The sequence below is a fragment of the Quisquiliibacterium sp. genome (genome assembly GCF_982640115.1).
In genome coordinates this window covers 1-13,994 of record NZ_CEXFHW010000106.1, presented here as the reverse complement: position 1 = coordinate 13,994, position 13,994 = coordinate 1, and the positions used below count along the sequence as shown (strand labels likewise).

11 protein-coding genes are annotated in these 13,994 nt (G+C 68.4%); 7 read left to right on the top strand and 4 right to left on the bottom strand.

Going from position 1 to position 13,994, the window contains the following annotated elements; translation table 11 throughout:
• From AC2H6A_RS12530 to fahA, 4 genes are all read left to right on the top strand, one after another.
• A partial coding sequence (locus AC2H6A_RS12530) for a serine hydrolase domain-containing protein (protein WP_484273938.1) occupies positions 1-949 on the top strand: 949 nt, incomplete at its 5' end.
• A 12-nt stretch (positions 950-961) separates the two neighbouring features.
• Positions 962-2,245, top strand: coding sequence for a metallophosphoesterase family protein (locus tag AC2H6A_RS12525; RefSeq protein WP_484273937.1), 1,284 nt, complete (start codon positions 962-964; stop codon positions 2,243-2,245).
• A 16-nt stretch (positions 2,246-2,261) separates the two neighbouring features.
• Complete coding sequence (locus tag AC2H6A_RS12520) at positions 2,262-5,744, top strand: ATP-binding protein (RefSeq protein WP_484273936.1); 3,483 nt, start codon at positions 2,262-2,264, stop codon at positions 5,742-5,744.
• 91 nt (positions 5,745-5,835) lie between these two features.
• On the top strand, positions 5,836-7,119 hold the full coding sequence (fahA, locus tag AC2H6A_RS12515; RefSeq protein ID WP_484273935.1) for a fumarylacetoacetase: 1,284 nt from the start codon (positions 5,836-5,838) through the stop codon (positions 7,117-7,119).
• A 7-nt stretch (positions 7,120-7,126) separates the two neighbouring features.
• On the opposite strand, the gene AC2H6A_RS12510 is transcribed toward fahA, so the two are convergent.
• Positions 7,127-8,137 carry a Bug family tripartite tricarboxylate transporter substrate binding protein gene (locus tag AC2H6A_RS12510; protein ID WP_484273934.1) on the bottom strand — a complete coding sequence of 337 codons (1,011 nt, stop codon included), beginning with the start codon at positions 8,135-8,137 and terminating at the stop codon, positions 7,127-7,129.
• A gap of 126 nt (positions 8,138-8,263) precedes the next feature.
• Positions 8,264-9,043, bottom strand: coding sequence for an alpha/beta fold hydrolase (locus tag AC2H6A_RS12505; RefSeq protein WP_484273933.1), 780 nt, complete (start codon positions 9,041-9,043; stop codon positions 8,264-8,266).
• A gap of 147 nt (positions 9,044-9,190) precedes the next feature.
• Between AC2H6A_RS12505 and AC2H6A_RS12500 the strand changes: the two genes are divergently transcribed.
• Genes AC2H6A_RS12500 through AC2H6A_RS12490 form a run of 3 tightly spaced genes read left to right on the top strand, consistent with a single transcriptional unit; the run spans position 9,191 to position 11,911 of the window.
• A complete protein-coding gene (locus AC2H6A_RS12500; RefSeq protein ID WP_484273932.1) occupies positions 9,191-10,198 on the top strand; it encodes a TRAP transporter substrate-binding protein in 1,008 nt (335 codons plus the stop codon).
• A gap of 1 nt (position 10,199) precedes the next feature.
• Complete coding sequence (locus AC2H6A_RS12495; RefSeq protein ID WP_484273931.1) at positions 10,200-10,637, top strand: TRAP transporter small permease; 438 nt, start codon at positions 10,200-10,202, stop codon at positions 10,635-10,637.
• Positions 10,634-11,911: a TRAP transporter large permease gene (locus AC2H6A_RS12490; protein ID WP_484273930.1), complete on the top strand. Its 1,278-nt coding sequence runs from the start codon at positions 10,634-10,636 to the stop codon at positions 11,909-11,911. Before AC2H6A_RS12495 ends, AC2H6A_RS12490 begins: the two co-directional genes overlap by 4 nt.
• Here the strand turns inward: AC2H6A_RS12490 and AC2H6A_RS12485 are convergent.
• Both AC2H6A_RS12485 and AC2H6A_RS12480 read right to left on the bottom strand, forming a co-directional pair.
• Positions 11,906-12,964, bottom strand: a complete 1,059-nt coding sequence (locus tag AC2H6A_RS12485) for an amidohydrolase family protein (protein WP_484273929.1) — start codon at positions 12,962-12,964, stop codon at positions 11,906-11,908. The two genes, AC2H6A_RS12490 and AC2H6A_RS12485, sit on opposite strands and share 6 nt — an antisense overlap.
• A gap of 50 nt (positions 12,965-13,014) precedes the next feature.
• Positions 13,015-13,821, bottom strand: a complete 807-nt coding sequence (locus AC2H6A_RS12480; RefSeq protein WP_484273928.1) for a class I SAM-dependent methyltransferase — start codon at positions 13,819-13,821, stop codon at positions 13,015-13,017.
• Positions 13,822-13,994: the final 173 nt, after the last annotated feature.

The following is a 13,994-nucleotide window of genomic DNA, read 5'->3' as shown; positions in this document are numbered from 1 at the left end:
CACCGATGGCATCGTGGTGCTGCATCGTGGCCGCATCATGCTGGAGCGCTACTTCGGCGCCTTGAGCGAGCACCAGCCACATATCGCCTTCTCGGTGACCAAGTCCTTCATCGGCACCCTGGGCGCCATGCTGGTCGCCGAGGGCGTGCTCGATGAGGTTCGACCGGTGGCGCACTGGGTACCCGAACTGGCGGCCTGCGGCTTTGGCGCGGCGAGCCTGGGCGAGGTCATGGACATGACCACCGCGCTCGACTTCAGCGAGGTCTACACCGACCCGAACTCCGGCATCGCCGCCTATGCGCGGGCCGGTGGGCTGGCGCCGCGTGCCGCCGACAGCCCGCAGCCGGAGGGCCTGTATGCGTTCCTGCAGACCGTGCGTGCTGCGGGTGTGCATGGTGCCGCGTTCACCTACCGCAGCGTGAACACCGATGTGCTTGCCTGGGTGATCCAGCGCGCCACCGGCGAGCGCATCGAGACCCTGCTGTCGGATCGCTTCTGGCGCACACTGGGCGTCGAGCGCGACGCCCACATCATCTGCGACGCCCATGGCATGCCCTTCGCTGCGGGCGGGCTGTGCACCACCGTGCGCGACCTGGCGCGCATGGGTGAAATGATGCGATGCGAGGGCGCCTTCAATGGTCGACAGATCGTGCCCGCAGCGGCGGTGGCCGCGATTCGCGGTGGTGGCAATCCGGCGAAATTCACGCCTGCCGGCTATGCCCTGCTGCCCGGCTGGAGCTATCGCCATCAATGGTGGAACAGCCAACAGTCCGATGGCATGTTCATGGCCCGCGGCATCCACGGGCAGGCGATCGTGATCAATCCCGGGGCCGAGATGGTCGTTGCGCGCTATGCCTCGCACCCGCTGGCGGCGAATGCCAACCTCGATCCCACTTCACTGCCGGCCTGGGCGGCGCTTGCGCAACACCTCACTCGCCATCCGGGCTGAGGTGCCCCGGCGATGCGATTCATCCATGCAGCCGACCTTCATCTCGACAGTCCGCTGAGAGGCCTGTCTGCCTATCCCGATGCGCCCGCGGAGCGGCTGCGCACCACCACCCGCGACGCCTTCCGCAACCTCGTCGACCATGCCCTCGCGGAAGCGGTCGACTTCATGGTGATCGCGGGTGATGTGTATGACGGCGACTGGAAGGACTTCAACACCGGGCTCTTTTTCGTGCGTCAGATGGGGCGTCTGCGGCAGGCCGGCATCCCTGTCTTTCTGCTGCATGGCAACCATGACGCCGAGAGCGAGATGACCCGGGGGCTCGAGCTGCCCGACAACGTCCACGTCTTCTCTGCGCGCAAGGCCGAGACCTTCCGACTCGAGGCGTTGCGGGTGGCGCTGCATGGCCGCAGTTTCAGGGTGGCGGCCACCACCGAGAATCTGCTGCCGGGGTATCCGGCGCCGGTGCCCGGCTGGCTGAACATCGGCGTGCTGCACACCGCCCTGGAAGGTCATGCCGAGCATGCCCGTTATGCGCCCTGTTCGGTCGCCGAGCTGCGCGCCAGGGGCTATCAGTACTGGGCGTTGGGCCATGTGCATGAACACTGGATCGAGCGTGGCACGGTCACGATCGCCTATCCCGGCAATCTGCAGGGACGACACATCCGGGAAACGGGCGCCCGAGGCGCACTGATGGTCAGCGCCGAGGGCGATGAGATCACCGCCGTCGACCGGATCGATGTCGCTGTCCTGCGCTGGCATCTCCTGGCGGTCGACATCAGCAACGCCGACGATCTGGGCGCGGCGATCCGCGCCGCCGGGCTGGGTCTGGCGCAGGCGCTCGACGCCACGCCTTCGCACCTGCCGCTGGCGGTACGGGTGCTGTTCACCGGCCGCTCCCGCGCCCACGCAGCGCTGATCGCCGACGAGGTTCAGCTGCGGCACGAGGTGATCGCCCAGGGTCTTGCCTGCGCGCCCGAGCGGGTGTGGATCGAGAAGGTGAGGGTGGTCGGGGAGCCGGCCGGCGCTTCACCATCCGCGCTGCAGGGCGATGTCCAAGGTGCGCTCGCCGAGCTCGCGGTGCTGGCGCTGTCGGCCAGTGACGAGCCCGCCTTCCTGGCGGAGCTGCAGTCCGACTGGCGATCGGTGCTCGCGCGTCTGCCCAATGACGTGCTGCAGGCCTCGCCGGCCCTGCACGCGCTGCGTGAGAATCCGGCGGCCCAGACCGCTGAGCGTCTGCGCGAAGCCACCGCCCTGCTGACTGCCCGGATGAGCCCGGGCGACGGTACCGCAGGCTGATCGGGAGCGTACCGCGATGCGCATTCGTGAGCTCACGCTCATCCGCTACGGCAAGTTCACGGATCGTCTGCTGAACCTGCCTGCCCGGGAGCGTGACATCCATGTCATCGTCGGTCCGAACGAGGCTGGCAAGTCCACCGTGCGCACCGCGATCGGTGACTGGCTCTTCGGCATCCCCACGCGCACACCGCTCGCCTTCCTGCACCCCATGCCGGAACTGCGGATCGGTGGCGTCATCGAGCGGGCTGGCGCCGGGGGGATCGAAACCGAGCGGCTCGCCTTCGACCGGACCAAGGGCAACCGGAACACCTTGCGCACCCGGGCGGATGTGCCGCTGCCCGACGATACGCTCATGCCCTGGCTGGGCAGCCTGCAGGCCCAGGCCTTCAACCGGATGTACGCCCTCGATCACGCCGGTCTGGTCGATGGCGGGGCAGGAATCCTGTCGTCCTCCGATGATCTGGGACGCATGCTGTTCCAGTCGGCGGCCGGCATCGACCACCTGGGCGCCATCTTGCAGACGCTCAAGGCCGAAGCGGAATCGGTGTGGGCTCCCCGAAAATCGGGTGCACGCGCCTATTACCAGGCTCAGGAGGGCTATGAGGCCGCTCAGGCCGCATTCCGGCGCGCCACGCTGCGTACCCGCGACTGGACGTCGCAGCACGAGGCGTTGGTCGCCACCCAGGCGCAACTCGAGGCAGCAAGGACGCAGGATGCCGATCTTCGGCAGCAGATCAGCCGGCTCGAGCGCATCCGCCGGGTGCGTCCCTTGCTGCTCAGGCTCGATGCCGCCACGGCGCAACGCGATACGCTCCTGGCGACAGGCGAGATTGCGGTGCTCGACGCGAACGCCGGCGAGATCCTGCGGGAGGCCCTGCAGGAACTCGCGGTAGCCAGATCCGACAGCGCGCGTCTGAGCGGCGAGATCACCGAGGCCCGATCGGGGCTGGCGCGCACGCCCACGGATCACGCGACGCTGTCGCTCTCGGCGGACATCACCGAGCTCAATGAGCGCCGCCTGCAGTTTCGTGCCCATCGCACCGACATGCTCAAGCGCGAGGCGGAGATCCGGCTGCTCTGGCTGGGCGTGCGGGAACAGGTTCGTGGCCTTGGCTGGACGGCCGAGACGGAGGACGCGGTCCGGCAGCGCATGCCTGCCGCATCGGCCCGGTCGCGGATGGCCATGCTGATCCGCGAGCGTGTGGGTATCGCGCAGGCCCTGGCTGCCGAGCGCGCAGGCCATGGCGATCGAGAGCGGCAGTTGCGCGCGGCCGAGGATGCGCTGTTGCGCCTCGCGGGCGAATCGGTCGATCCGGCCCTGCGGGACGCGCTCGAGGAGGCGCAGCGTCTGGGCGACCACGAGGTCGGACTTGCCGAACTGCGGCAATCACGCGATGAGCTCGAGGCGAAGATCGCCGCCGGCCTGGCCGCGTTGGGCGAGTGGCAGGTGCCCCTGGCGTCACTGCAGTCGATGACGGTACCTGAGCTGCCGGTGCTGGTGGCGCTTTTCGAGCAGCAGAAGGCCGATGCGCTCGTGCTGAAGTCCCTGCGCGACGCGCTCGAGGACAGCACGCAGCAGCTCGCGCGTCTCGAGCTCGATCTGCAGCAGTTCGTGCGCCATTTCCAGCCCGTCTCTCGTGACGAGGTGCTGCAGGCCCGCAGGATCCGCGATGCCGGATGGCAGGCCATCCGCCAGAACCCGCAGGTCCTGGCGGACCGGGCGTCGGCCTTCGAGGGGTACCTTGTGGAGGCCGATCGACTGGCTGACCAGCGTCACGATCGCGCTCAGCACGATGCCGACCGCCAGTCCAGAGCCGATGCGCTGGAGCGCCAGCGGCAGGAGCGGCTTGATCTCGAACGGCGTGCGCACAGCCTGGAAGTCAGGCTCGCGCAACACAGCGCCGACTGGGACCGACTCGCCCGCGCCAGCGGTCTGCCGAGCCTGCCGCTGGCGCTCGCCGCCACCTGGGCGCAACAACGCCAGCAGGTGCTCAGCCTGTATGCCGAGCAGGCAAGCGTCGCGCGAGCCCTTCAGGCACGGCAAACCGAGGCTGCCCGGCTGCGTGATCAGCTCTGGCAGCGGCTGGGGGGTGAGCACAGCGGGCAAGCCGCGCCCGAACTGCGTGTCTGCCTGCGTCAGGCGCGGGATCGGATCACGCAGGCCGATGAAGCGCAGGGACAGCGCAGGAGTCTCGAGCAGCAGATTCGCGAGGGGCAGCTTGCGCTGGCCGGTTCTCGGGCGGCGGTGCAGGCCGCAGCGCAGGCCTGGCAAGACTGGCGCCGCTCCTGGGAAGCGGCCGCGCAGTCGATGGGCTATCCGGCTGATGCGCCAGTCGATCAGGTCGAAGCCGACATCGAGATCATGCAGGCGGTGGAGCGTCAGCTCGACCAGATGCGGGGCATTCGCAGCGAGCGCATCGAGACGATGCAGGCTGACCTCGATGAACTCGCGGGCACCGCGCAGGCGCTGGCAGCGCGGCTTGGCCTGGAGAGCGCCGAACCGTCCCCCGAGGCCCTCATCCTCGAGCTGCTCGGACGGCTCGAGCTGGCAAGAAAGGCCGAAACCGAGCGCACCGAATGGCAGGCGCGACTCGAACGCAGCCGCGCAGCCCTGGTCACTGCCGAGCAGAGCTTCCATGCGGTGATGGCACGACTGAGGCCGATGATGCTGGCCGTGGGGGCGGCATCCGAGATCGAACTCGGTCCTGCCATCGAGCGCTCGGACCGGTTGCGGGCCGTCGACCATGCAATCCGTTCCGCGGAACAGGATCTGGCCGCCGCTGCCGATGGCCTGCCGCTGCCCACCCTGCGAGCGGAGGCCGAAGCCATCGGCCCTGATGCCCTGACCGCTGACCTCGCGCGGCTCAGCGACCAATCAGCCGAGGTGGTCAACCAGATCGCCTCTCTGAGCAACGCCTACGGCGCCGGCAAGACCGCCTTCGATGCGATGGACGGGACGGACGCTGCTGCCAGGGCCGAGGCTCAGCGCCAGGAGGGCATCGCGGCCATGGCCGACGCCGCGGAGCGGTATCTGCGGTTGCAGACGGCCGTGCGGCTGCTCCAATGGTCGCTCGACCGCTTCCGCGAGACGAAGCAAGGGCCGATGCTTCAGAAGGCGTCCGACATCTTCAGCGCCTTGACGCTGAGGTCATTCAGCCGATTGCTGGTCGACACGGACGGTGGCGCTCCACGCCTGCTCGGCCTGCGGCCCGACGGCAGGGCGGTGGATGTCACCGGCATGAGTGAAGGCTCGCGTGACCAGCTCTATCTCGCCCTGCGACTGGCCGCGCTCGAACTCCAGAGCGAATCGGGCGCGAGCATGCCGCTGATCGCCGATGACCTCTTCATCAACTTCGATGACAGCCGCACGGCAGCAGGCTTGCGCGCGCTCGGCGAGCTCTCGCGCAGGACGCAGGTGGTGTTCCTCACCCACCATGATCACCTCGTGCCGCTGGCCAGACAGATGCTGGGCGACGATCTGAATGTGGTGCTGCTCTGAATCGTGACGCTCGCCCGTCGGCGTGACGCGCGCCGCCAGCTCCATCCCGCCGGCCTATGATCCCGCATCGCCCGACCGCGGAGTTCCCGTGATGCATGCCGCCAACGCCATCGATGCCACCCATGACCCCGCTGTGCAGAGCTGGGTCGAGGCGGCGAATGCCGACGACACCGAGTTCCCGATCCAGAACCTGCCCTTCGGGCGTTTCCGCGAGCCAGGCGAGCGTCGCTGGCGCATCGGTGTCGCCATCGGTGATCAGGTGCTCGATCTGCGCCGAGCCGGCCTCCTCCGGCATGCCGACATGCGTCGCGTGCTCAGCCTGCGGCCGAGCGCCCGACGTGCCTTGCGCGCCGCGATCCATCACGGGCTTTGCGTGGGCAGTGCCTCGCGTGTGGCCTGGCGTGATGCGCTCGTACCGATGCACCGCGTGGAACTCGGCCTTCCCTGTCCGATCGGCGATTACACCGATTTCTATGTCGGCATCCACCACGCGACCGCAGTCGGGCGGCTCTTTCGTCCGGACAATCCGCTGATGCCCAACTACCGCTGGGTGCCCATCGGCTATCACGGGCGAGCCTCGACCATCCTGCCCAGTGGTCACGACTTTCATCGGCCGCGCGGGCAGATCAAACCGGCCCAGGATGCCGCACCGGTGCTCGGCGAGAGCCAGCGCCTGGACTGCGAGCTCGAGCTCGGCATCGTGATCGGGCGGCCCAATGCGCTGGGCAGACCGATCCCGATCGCGCAGGCCGAGGACCATGTCTTCGGCCTCACCCTCTTCAACGACTGGAGCGCCCGTGACATCCAGTCCTGGGAGTATCAGCCGCTGGGGCCGTTCCTGGGCAAGAGCTTTGCCAGCACGGTCTCGCCCTGGATGGTCACCCTCGATGCGCTGGCGCCATTCCGGCGCGCCTTTCGCCGTGAGCCCGGGGAACCTGCGCCCTTGCCCTATCTGGACGGTGCCGCCAACCGTGAGCAGGGCGCGTTCGACATCCGTCTGTCGCTCGGGATCCAGACCGCCGCGATGCGCGCCGCGGGCCGGCCAGCCGAGTGCATCGGGCGCTCGGGCTTTGCCGAGGCGGCGTACTGGACCGTGGCGCAACTCGTCACCCACCACACCGTGAACGGTTGCGCGCTGTCCACCGGCGATCTGCTGGGCACCGGCACGCTGTCGGGCCGCGATCCGTGCGAAGCGGGCTCGCTGCTGGAGCTCAGCCACGGAGGCACCCGACCGATCCGGCTGGCCAACGGCGAGGAGCGCCACTTCCTGCGCGACGGCGATGCCATCTCGCTGCGGGGCTGGTGCGAGCGTTCGGGCTTTCGCCGAATCGGCTTTGGTGATTGCGTGGCGACGGTGCTGCCCGCGCCGGGCTGAGGCCGCGTCAGTCGACCCGCGTTCCCGACTCCCGGACCACGCGCGCCCACTTGAGCTGCTCGGCGCGCATGAAGCTCGCGAATTCCTCGGGTGTGCTCTTCAGGATCTCGCTGCCGGCATCGGCCATGCGTCGCCGGGTGTCGGGTTCCTCGAGGATCTGATTGAGCTCGCGGTTCAGTCTGTCAACGAGCGGCCGGGGCGTGGCGGCCGCGGCCACGAATCCCAGCCAGGCACCGCCCTCGAAGCCGGGCACACCCTGTTCCGCGACGGTGGGCACATCGGGCGCGAACGGCGTGCGTGTCAGGCTGCTGGTGGCCAGGGCTCGCAGCCGGCCGGCGCGGATGTGCGGCATCAGAGCGGTGATGGTGTCGAAGTTGACATCGACCTGGCCGCCGATGAGGTCGGTGTGCGCCTGTGCGCTGCCCTTGTAGGGCACATGGGTGAACTGGGTGTCGGTCCGTTGCGAGAGCAGCACCATGAGGAGCTGGCTGATCGTGCCATTGCCCGAGGACGAGTAGGCGAGCCTGCCGGGTTGCGCCCGCGCTCGCGCGAGCAGTTCCGCGAGGGAGCCGATGCCGGCGTCGGCGCGCACCACCAGCACATAGGGCAGCCAGCTGCACAGGCCGATCGGGGCAAAATCCTTCTGCGCGTCGTAGGGCACCTTCGCATACAGGGCCGGATTGATCGCCATGGCGGCTGCCGCGGTCAGCAGCAAGGTGTGGCCATCCGGGTTCGAGCGGGCGACCGCGCCGGCGGCAAGACTCGATCCCTGTCCAGGCCGGTTCTCGATGATGAACGGCCGGCGAAGGCGCGCCGCGAAGCGCTCGGCCAGCAGGCGCGCGATCGTGTCGGTGGCGTTGCCCGGCGGGTAGCCGACCATGACGCTCACCGTGCGCGAGGGGTAGTCGGCGGCGTCAGCCTGCGCGATCACGCCCCGGGCGGCGGTGGCCATGCCGAGGCCCAGCGCGGCTCGGGTGAATGCGCGCCGCGGACGCGACGAGTTATCTGAGCTGCCCATGGACGGATCCTGACGGTGTCTGAGGTTGGCGGCGCGCCTGGCGGGTCAGCCCGACGATGCGATCCAGTCTGGCGCCAGCACCCGTCTCGTGCAGCGCGGCCTGTCTCGAATTCCACAGCGATCCGTTCAGCGTCCTCGCAGGAAGGCGAGAAGCCGCTGTGCGCAGTCGCGTCCGTGCGAGAACGGCAGTCCGTGTCGCACGCCGCGGTAGATCTCGAGCTCGGCGCGCGGACAGGCCGAATGGAGCCCGTCGTAGACCGACAGCGGGACGAACGGGCTGGCGTCGGGATGAAGCACCAGCAGGTCGGGCTTGAGTGCCGGCAGCCGATCCGCGAGCTCGAGAGCGCTGAGCAGATCGGCGATGGCCAGCGCCGAGGCCGGCCGGGTGCGCCCCTGCTGGGCGGCATACCAGGCCCAGGCCTGATCGGAGATCGCACCGGGCGCGAATCGGCAATCCATCATGTGCGCATTCCAGGCGGCCACGCCATCGGCAAAGAGCGGGCGCCAGCGGTCGATCTGGCCGATGCGCCGGCCCGTGATCGCCGCATTGCTCAGCGTCACGCTGCGCACCCGATCAGGATGGGCCAGCGCGGTCGCGAGCATGATCGATCCGCCAGCCGATTCACCCACCAGATGAACGCGCTCGCCCTCGGGCATGAGCGCCAGCACGTCTTCGATCAGGACGGCGAGCAGATCATCGTCCTCGGGCAGCAGCGCAGACTCGCCGAAACCGCGGAGGTCGCATCGGATGACCGGGTGGTGCGGGCTCAGCACCCCGACCCAATCGGTCCAGCACAGCCGGTTGGCCCCGATGCCGTGCAGCAGGATCACGGGTGCGGCGGGCTCGCGCCAGGGCGCGGTGAGATCGATCAGGTCGAACGCGATTCCACGGGCATTCACAGGCATGCGGATTCCGATCAGGTAAGGCAGGGCGCTGTTCGCATTGTCGCCGCTCGTGCTTGACGCATGAACCAGCCCCGCATACAAGCACAGCGAGCGGCCGTGCTGAGCCGCGCTCCGCACCCGCGCGGGTGCTCCAGGGGAGATTCCAGGATGAACTCGAAATCTGTCAGGATGGCCGTGGCGCTGGCCCTCGCCGCGATGTCGCCGCTCGCCTCGGCCCAGGCGCCGATCGTGCTCAAGCTGGCCACCATCGTCGGCCCCGATAACCCGTTTTCCACCTCGGCGCTCAAGTTCAAGGAGCTCGCCGAGTCGCGCAGCCGCGGACGGCTCAAGATCGAGGTCTATCCTGCCGGGCAGCTCGCCAAGAACGAGACCGTCATGCTCGAGGGCATGCAGCTGGGCACCGTCGACATCGGCGCGATCGTCACCTCGTCGATCGGCGGCAAGTTCGATCCCAAGTTCCTGGTGCCCGACATTCCGTTCCTGTGGCAGGGCCGCGAACACATCTGGAAGGTTCTCGACGGCCCCCTCGGCGCCGACCTCATGAAGCGGCTCGAGCCGCTCGGTGCCAAGGGCTTCTGCTACGGGGGCGGCTTCGGCTTTCGCAATGTGTTGTCGAACAAGCGCCCGGTGTTCACGCCCGAAGATCTCAAGGGCCAGACCATCCGGGTCCCGCCCATTCCCACCATCGCCGAAACCATGAAGCTGTTCGGCGCCAATCCGGTGCCCATGCAGTGGGGCGAGGTCTACCTGGCCATGAAGCAGGGCACCATCGACGGCCTGGAGCTGCCGCCCACCACCATGGTCTCGGACAAGTTCCCCGAGGTGACCAAGTACTACTCGAAGACGCTGCACTCCTACCCGCCCGGCATCTGGATGATGGCCAGCGCCAAGTACAAGTCATTGCCGCCCGACCTGCGCAAGGTGATCGACGAGAGCATGCTCGAGACCTGCGCCCAGCACCGGCTCGACGAGGTGCGCGCCGACGCCGAGTCGATGGTGGCCATGCGGGTGAAGGGCGTGCAGATCAACGAGGTCAAGGACCTCAAGGTCTTCCAGCAGCGCGCCGAGCCGGTCTACAAGTTCGTGGAAGGCAAGGTGGGCAAGGAGCTCTACGACAAGTGGGTGGCTGCCGCCAAGGCCGCCGCGCGGCCCTGACATGCTGATCGAGCGGCTGTGCCTGCTGCTGATGCTCGCGCTGGTGGGTGATGTGTTCCTGGGCGTGTTCAGCCGCTATGTGATGCAGGCCACCTTCGCCTGGTACGACGAGGTGGCGCGGCTTTGCTTCATCTGGATCGTGTTCCTCGGCGCGGCGGTGGCGGTCAAGCGCGGCCAGCATTTCCGCATGAAGCTGCTGGTTGACCGCCTCGCCCCGGGCGCTGCGCGCTTCGCCGAGCATGTGGTCACGCTGGCCACCGTGGCCTTCGGCGGCGTGCTGGTGGCGGGCGGCTATGGCATCTATCCGATTGCCAGCCGGCAGGTGACCGACGCGCTGGAGCTTTCGATGCTCTGGTTCTACGGCGCGCTGCCGGTGGGCGGCATGCTGATCATCGGGTACGCGCTGCGGCAGGCATGGCGGCGGGAGCAGCCGGCATGATCCTCGTGGTGCTGATCTTTCTGGGCCTGCTGCTGGTGGGCGCGCCGGTGGCCATCGCCGTCGGTGGCTCGGGCTTCATCGGCGCGCTGATCGCGTCGCCCGCGGCGCTGGCCACCACCGTGCAGCAGATGATGCATCAGATCGACTCCTTCGTTCTGCTCTCGTTCCCGCTGTTCATCCTGGCCGGCGCCCTGATGGAAACCGGTGGCATCGCGCGCCGGCTGGTCGATCTGGCCATCGCGCTGGTGGGCTGGGTGCGCGGCGGCCTGGGCATGGCGGTGGTGGTGGCCGAGTATGTGTTCTCGGGCATCTCGGGGTCCACGGTGGCCGATGTGTCGGCGGTGGCCTCCACCACCATTCCCTCGATGGTGCGGGCGGGCTACAGCCGCGAGCAGTCGGTGGCCATCGTGTCCTCGGCCTCGGCCATGGGCATCCTGGTGCCTCCCTGCATCCTGATGATCGTGATCGGCTCGATCGCCGGCCTGTCGGTGGCCGCGCTGTTTGCCGCCGGGTTCATCCCTGCCGTGGTCATCTCGCTGGCCCTGATGGGCCACATCTGGATGATGGCCGGCCGTGCCGGCATTGCGGTGGCGCCAAGGCCGAGTGCTCGCGAGATCGGCGCCGCGTTCGGCCGGGCACTCATCCCCCTGGGCATGCCGGCCATCATCTTCGGCGGCATCCTTGGCGGCATCACCACGCCCACCGAAGCCTCAGTCATCGCGGTGCTTTACGCCGCCATCGTGGGCCTGTTCGTGTACCGCGAGATCGCCTGGCGCGACCTGCCCGAGATCCTGGTGCAGTCCTGCGTGGTCACCGGCTCGGTCGGGCTGCTGCTGGCGGCCGCGGGCCTGATCTCCTGGTTTCTCACGGTGCAGCAGTTGCCGGCCATGCTGCTGCAGGTGATGACCCTGGTGCCCGGAAGCTCGCTGGTGTTTCTGCTCGCCACGGCGGTCGTGTTCATCATCTTTGGCGCGGTGGTGGAGGGCCTGCCGGCGGTGGTGATTCTGCTGCCCAGTCTGCTGCCGGTGGCCACCCAGCTCGGCATCGACCCGATCCACTACGCGATCGTGATCGTGGCCGCGGTGGGCATCGGGCTTTTTCTGCCGCCGGTGGGCGTGGGCCTGTTCATTGCCAGCGGGATTGCCGAGATCACCATTGACAGGGCCTCCCGCGCGATGCTGCCCTTCATTGCAGTGATGTGCGCGGGGCTGCTGGCGGTGATCGCCGTTCCATGGTTCACCCTGGTGCTGCCCCGGCTGTTCAAGCTGCTATAGGGCGATGTCGCCCATGCGATAGACCCGGGCCGCGGTGCCGGCGAAGAGCGCGGCCTTTTCGCTCGCCGAACAGCCGGCTGCGATGCGCTTGAACGCGTTCCAGAGCACTTCGTAGCTGCAGGTGCCCTTGTCGACCGGGAAGTTGCTCTCGAACATCGCCCGCTGCGCCCCGAAGGCTTCGATGCAGGTCTCGATGTACGGGCGCCAGGCCTGAGCCAGGGCAGCCGAATCCGGTGGCAGCGGCTGGCGGTGGAAGTCGAAGCCTGGCGTGTGCATGCCCAGGCCGCCGAGCTTGACCCGCACATTCGGGCACTGCGCCACCGCCTGGATCTTCTGCCGCCAGTCGGCGAAGACCGCCTCCCGTTGGCCCACATAGGGCCCGATGCCCAGCGGCCCGCCGACATGGTCGAGCACCAGGATGGTGTCGGGAAAGGCGCGCGCGAGGTCGAGGAAATCATCGAGCTGGGTGTGCACCAGCCAGGCGTCGAAGCTCAGGCCGAGCCGTCCGAGCGCCGCGAAGCCGCGTCGGAAGCCGGCATCGCGCAGCAGCCCGGGCGGCGGGTTGGCGCTGGTGGCGCGCAGCCCCGATGCGTGCCATGCCGAGACATTGCGGATGCCCTTGAAGCGTCCGCCAGCCGCGGCCATGTGCGCCTCGAGTGCCGCCTGCGCCCGGTCGCCGAGGGTGAGGTCGACATTGCCGACGATGGCCGCGCATGCGCGCGTGGGACCGAACAGACCGCTCGCGCTCATCGCGGCCACGCCGTTGACGAACTCGGTCTCGCCGAGCGAGCGGGTCTCGGGCGAGGCGCCGGCCCGGTACATCGCCCGGCACTCGACATACACCGTGGCCACGATGCGATGGCCGCTGCCGAGGTCGGTGAGCAGCTCGGGCAACAGATAGCTGTCGGTGCCATGGACCCAGAGATGATGGTGCGGATCGATGACAGGAAGCTCGGGTTCGAGGGCGGCTTCCTGGTGCCGGGCGAGCCAGTCGGGGCGTACGGTGAGGAAGTCGCCGGGGAGCTGGGAACTGGGGTGGGTAACAGAGGTCATGGATGCTCTCCGGCTATGGGCACGGGCTGTGGGGAAGCGTCACGGCAATGTCACGCGCGGCGCTCGGCCCGTGCAACGACGGCCCAGTTCTGAACCAGCGCAGCCAGGGGGCCTTCGAGCACCCGGTCGCAGCGGTTCACCAGGTTGGCCAGCCATCGCGCATGGCGCAGTGCCTTCGGAAGGCTGGTGAATGGCTGGCGCGGCAGAGCGCCGTAGGCGTGCAGTTCGATCAGCGACAGGCCTGCTCCCCGGAACAGCGCCTCGATCTGCGCGCGATCGAAACGATGGCGGTGATAACCCGGCCAGTCCGGCGGCTCGGGCGGCACCCTGCCGAGTTGCAGCGTTCTGGCCACGGCTTCGATCCAGCTGTGACGATTGGGGAGGTGGTAGCAGATGAAGAGGCCATCGGGGCGCAGAACGCGTCTGATCTCGGCCAGACTCTGATCCTCGGCGCCGCCGTGTTCCCGGACATGTTCCAGCACGCCCACGCTGAACACCTGATCGAAGCTGTGGTCCGCGAAGGGCAGCTTCACCGCCTCGTTCTGCGCCCCCTGGACATGTCTGACCCTGTGCGCCTGCTCCGCGGTAAGACGGCTCAGGATCCCGGGGGCAGGGCCGAAGGAGAACGCCGTGACATGGATCGGCAACTGCGCCAGGTAGAAGGTGAAGTGACCATTGCCAGCGCCCCAGTCCAGAACCTGTGCACCCGGCATGACATGGCGCCTCACCAGCCCGTACAGGCCGCCGTATTGATGCGCGGTGGTCAGGCTCTCGAACTGGGCGAGCCCGGAAGGCGAGCCCTGCTGCAGGAGGTTGACGAATGATTCGACCTCCTCATCGCCACGCGGGCGCGTCATGGCGCTGATCCGTCAGCCGGGGGCTTGGAGGCCGCCCACTGCGGCACGATCCGCACGAGCGCGCCGAAGCTTGCGGTCGGCGCGATCTCGATGGCGCCCGGGATGTCCGGGCTGTGACTGGCTGGCAGCCCAGCCGCGTTCAGCTCCGGCAGCAACGAGACGGGATCGGCGGC

Bases quoted from the DNA above. Each gene is read 5' to 3' on its own strand.
- AC2H6A_RS12500 (WP_484273932.1), top strand. From the start codon at position 9,191: ATGAACTCGAAATCTGTCAGGATGGCCGTGGCGCTGGCCCTCGCCGCG.
- AC2H6A_RS12505 (WP_484273933.1), bottom strand. From the start codon at position 9,043: ATGCCTGTGAATGCCCGTGGAATCGCGTTCGACCTGATCGATCTCACC.
- AC2H6A_RS12480 (WP_484273928.1), bottom strand. From the start codon at position 13,821: ATGACGCGCCCGCGTGGCGATGAGGAGGTCGAATCATTCGTCAACCTC.
- AC2H6A_RS12485 (WP_484273929.1), bottom strand. From the start codon at position 12,964: ATGACCTCTGTTACCCACCCCAGTTCCCAGCTCCCCGGCGACTTCCTC.
- fahA (WP_484273935.1), top strand. From the start codon at position 5,836: ATGCATGCCGCCAACGCCATCGATGCCACCCATGACCCCGCTGTGCAG.
- AC2H6A_RS12510 (WP_484273934.1), bottom strand. From the start codon at position 8,137: ATGGGCAGCTCAGATAACTCGTCGCGTCCGCGGCGCGCATTCACCCGA.
- AC2H6A_RS12490 (WP_484273930.1), top strand. From the start codon at position 10,634: ATGATCCTCGTGGTGCTGATCTTTCTGGGCCTGCTGCTGGTGGGCGCG.
- AC2H6A_RS12525 (WP_484273937.1), top strand. From the start codon at position 962: ATGCGATTCATCCATGCAGCCGACCTTCATCTCGACAGTCCGCTGAGA.
- AC2H6A_RS12495 (WP_484273931.1), top strand. From the start codon at position 10,200: ATGCTGATCGAGCGGCTGTGCCTGCTGCTGATGCTCGCGCTGGTGGGT.
- AC2H6A_RS12520 (WP_484273936.1), top strand. From the start codon at position 2,262: ATGCGCATTCGTGAGCTCACGCTCATCCGCTACGGCAAGTTCACGGAT.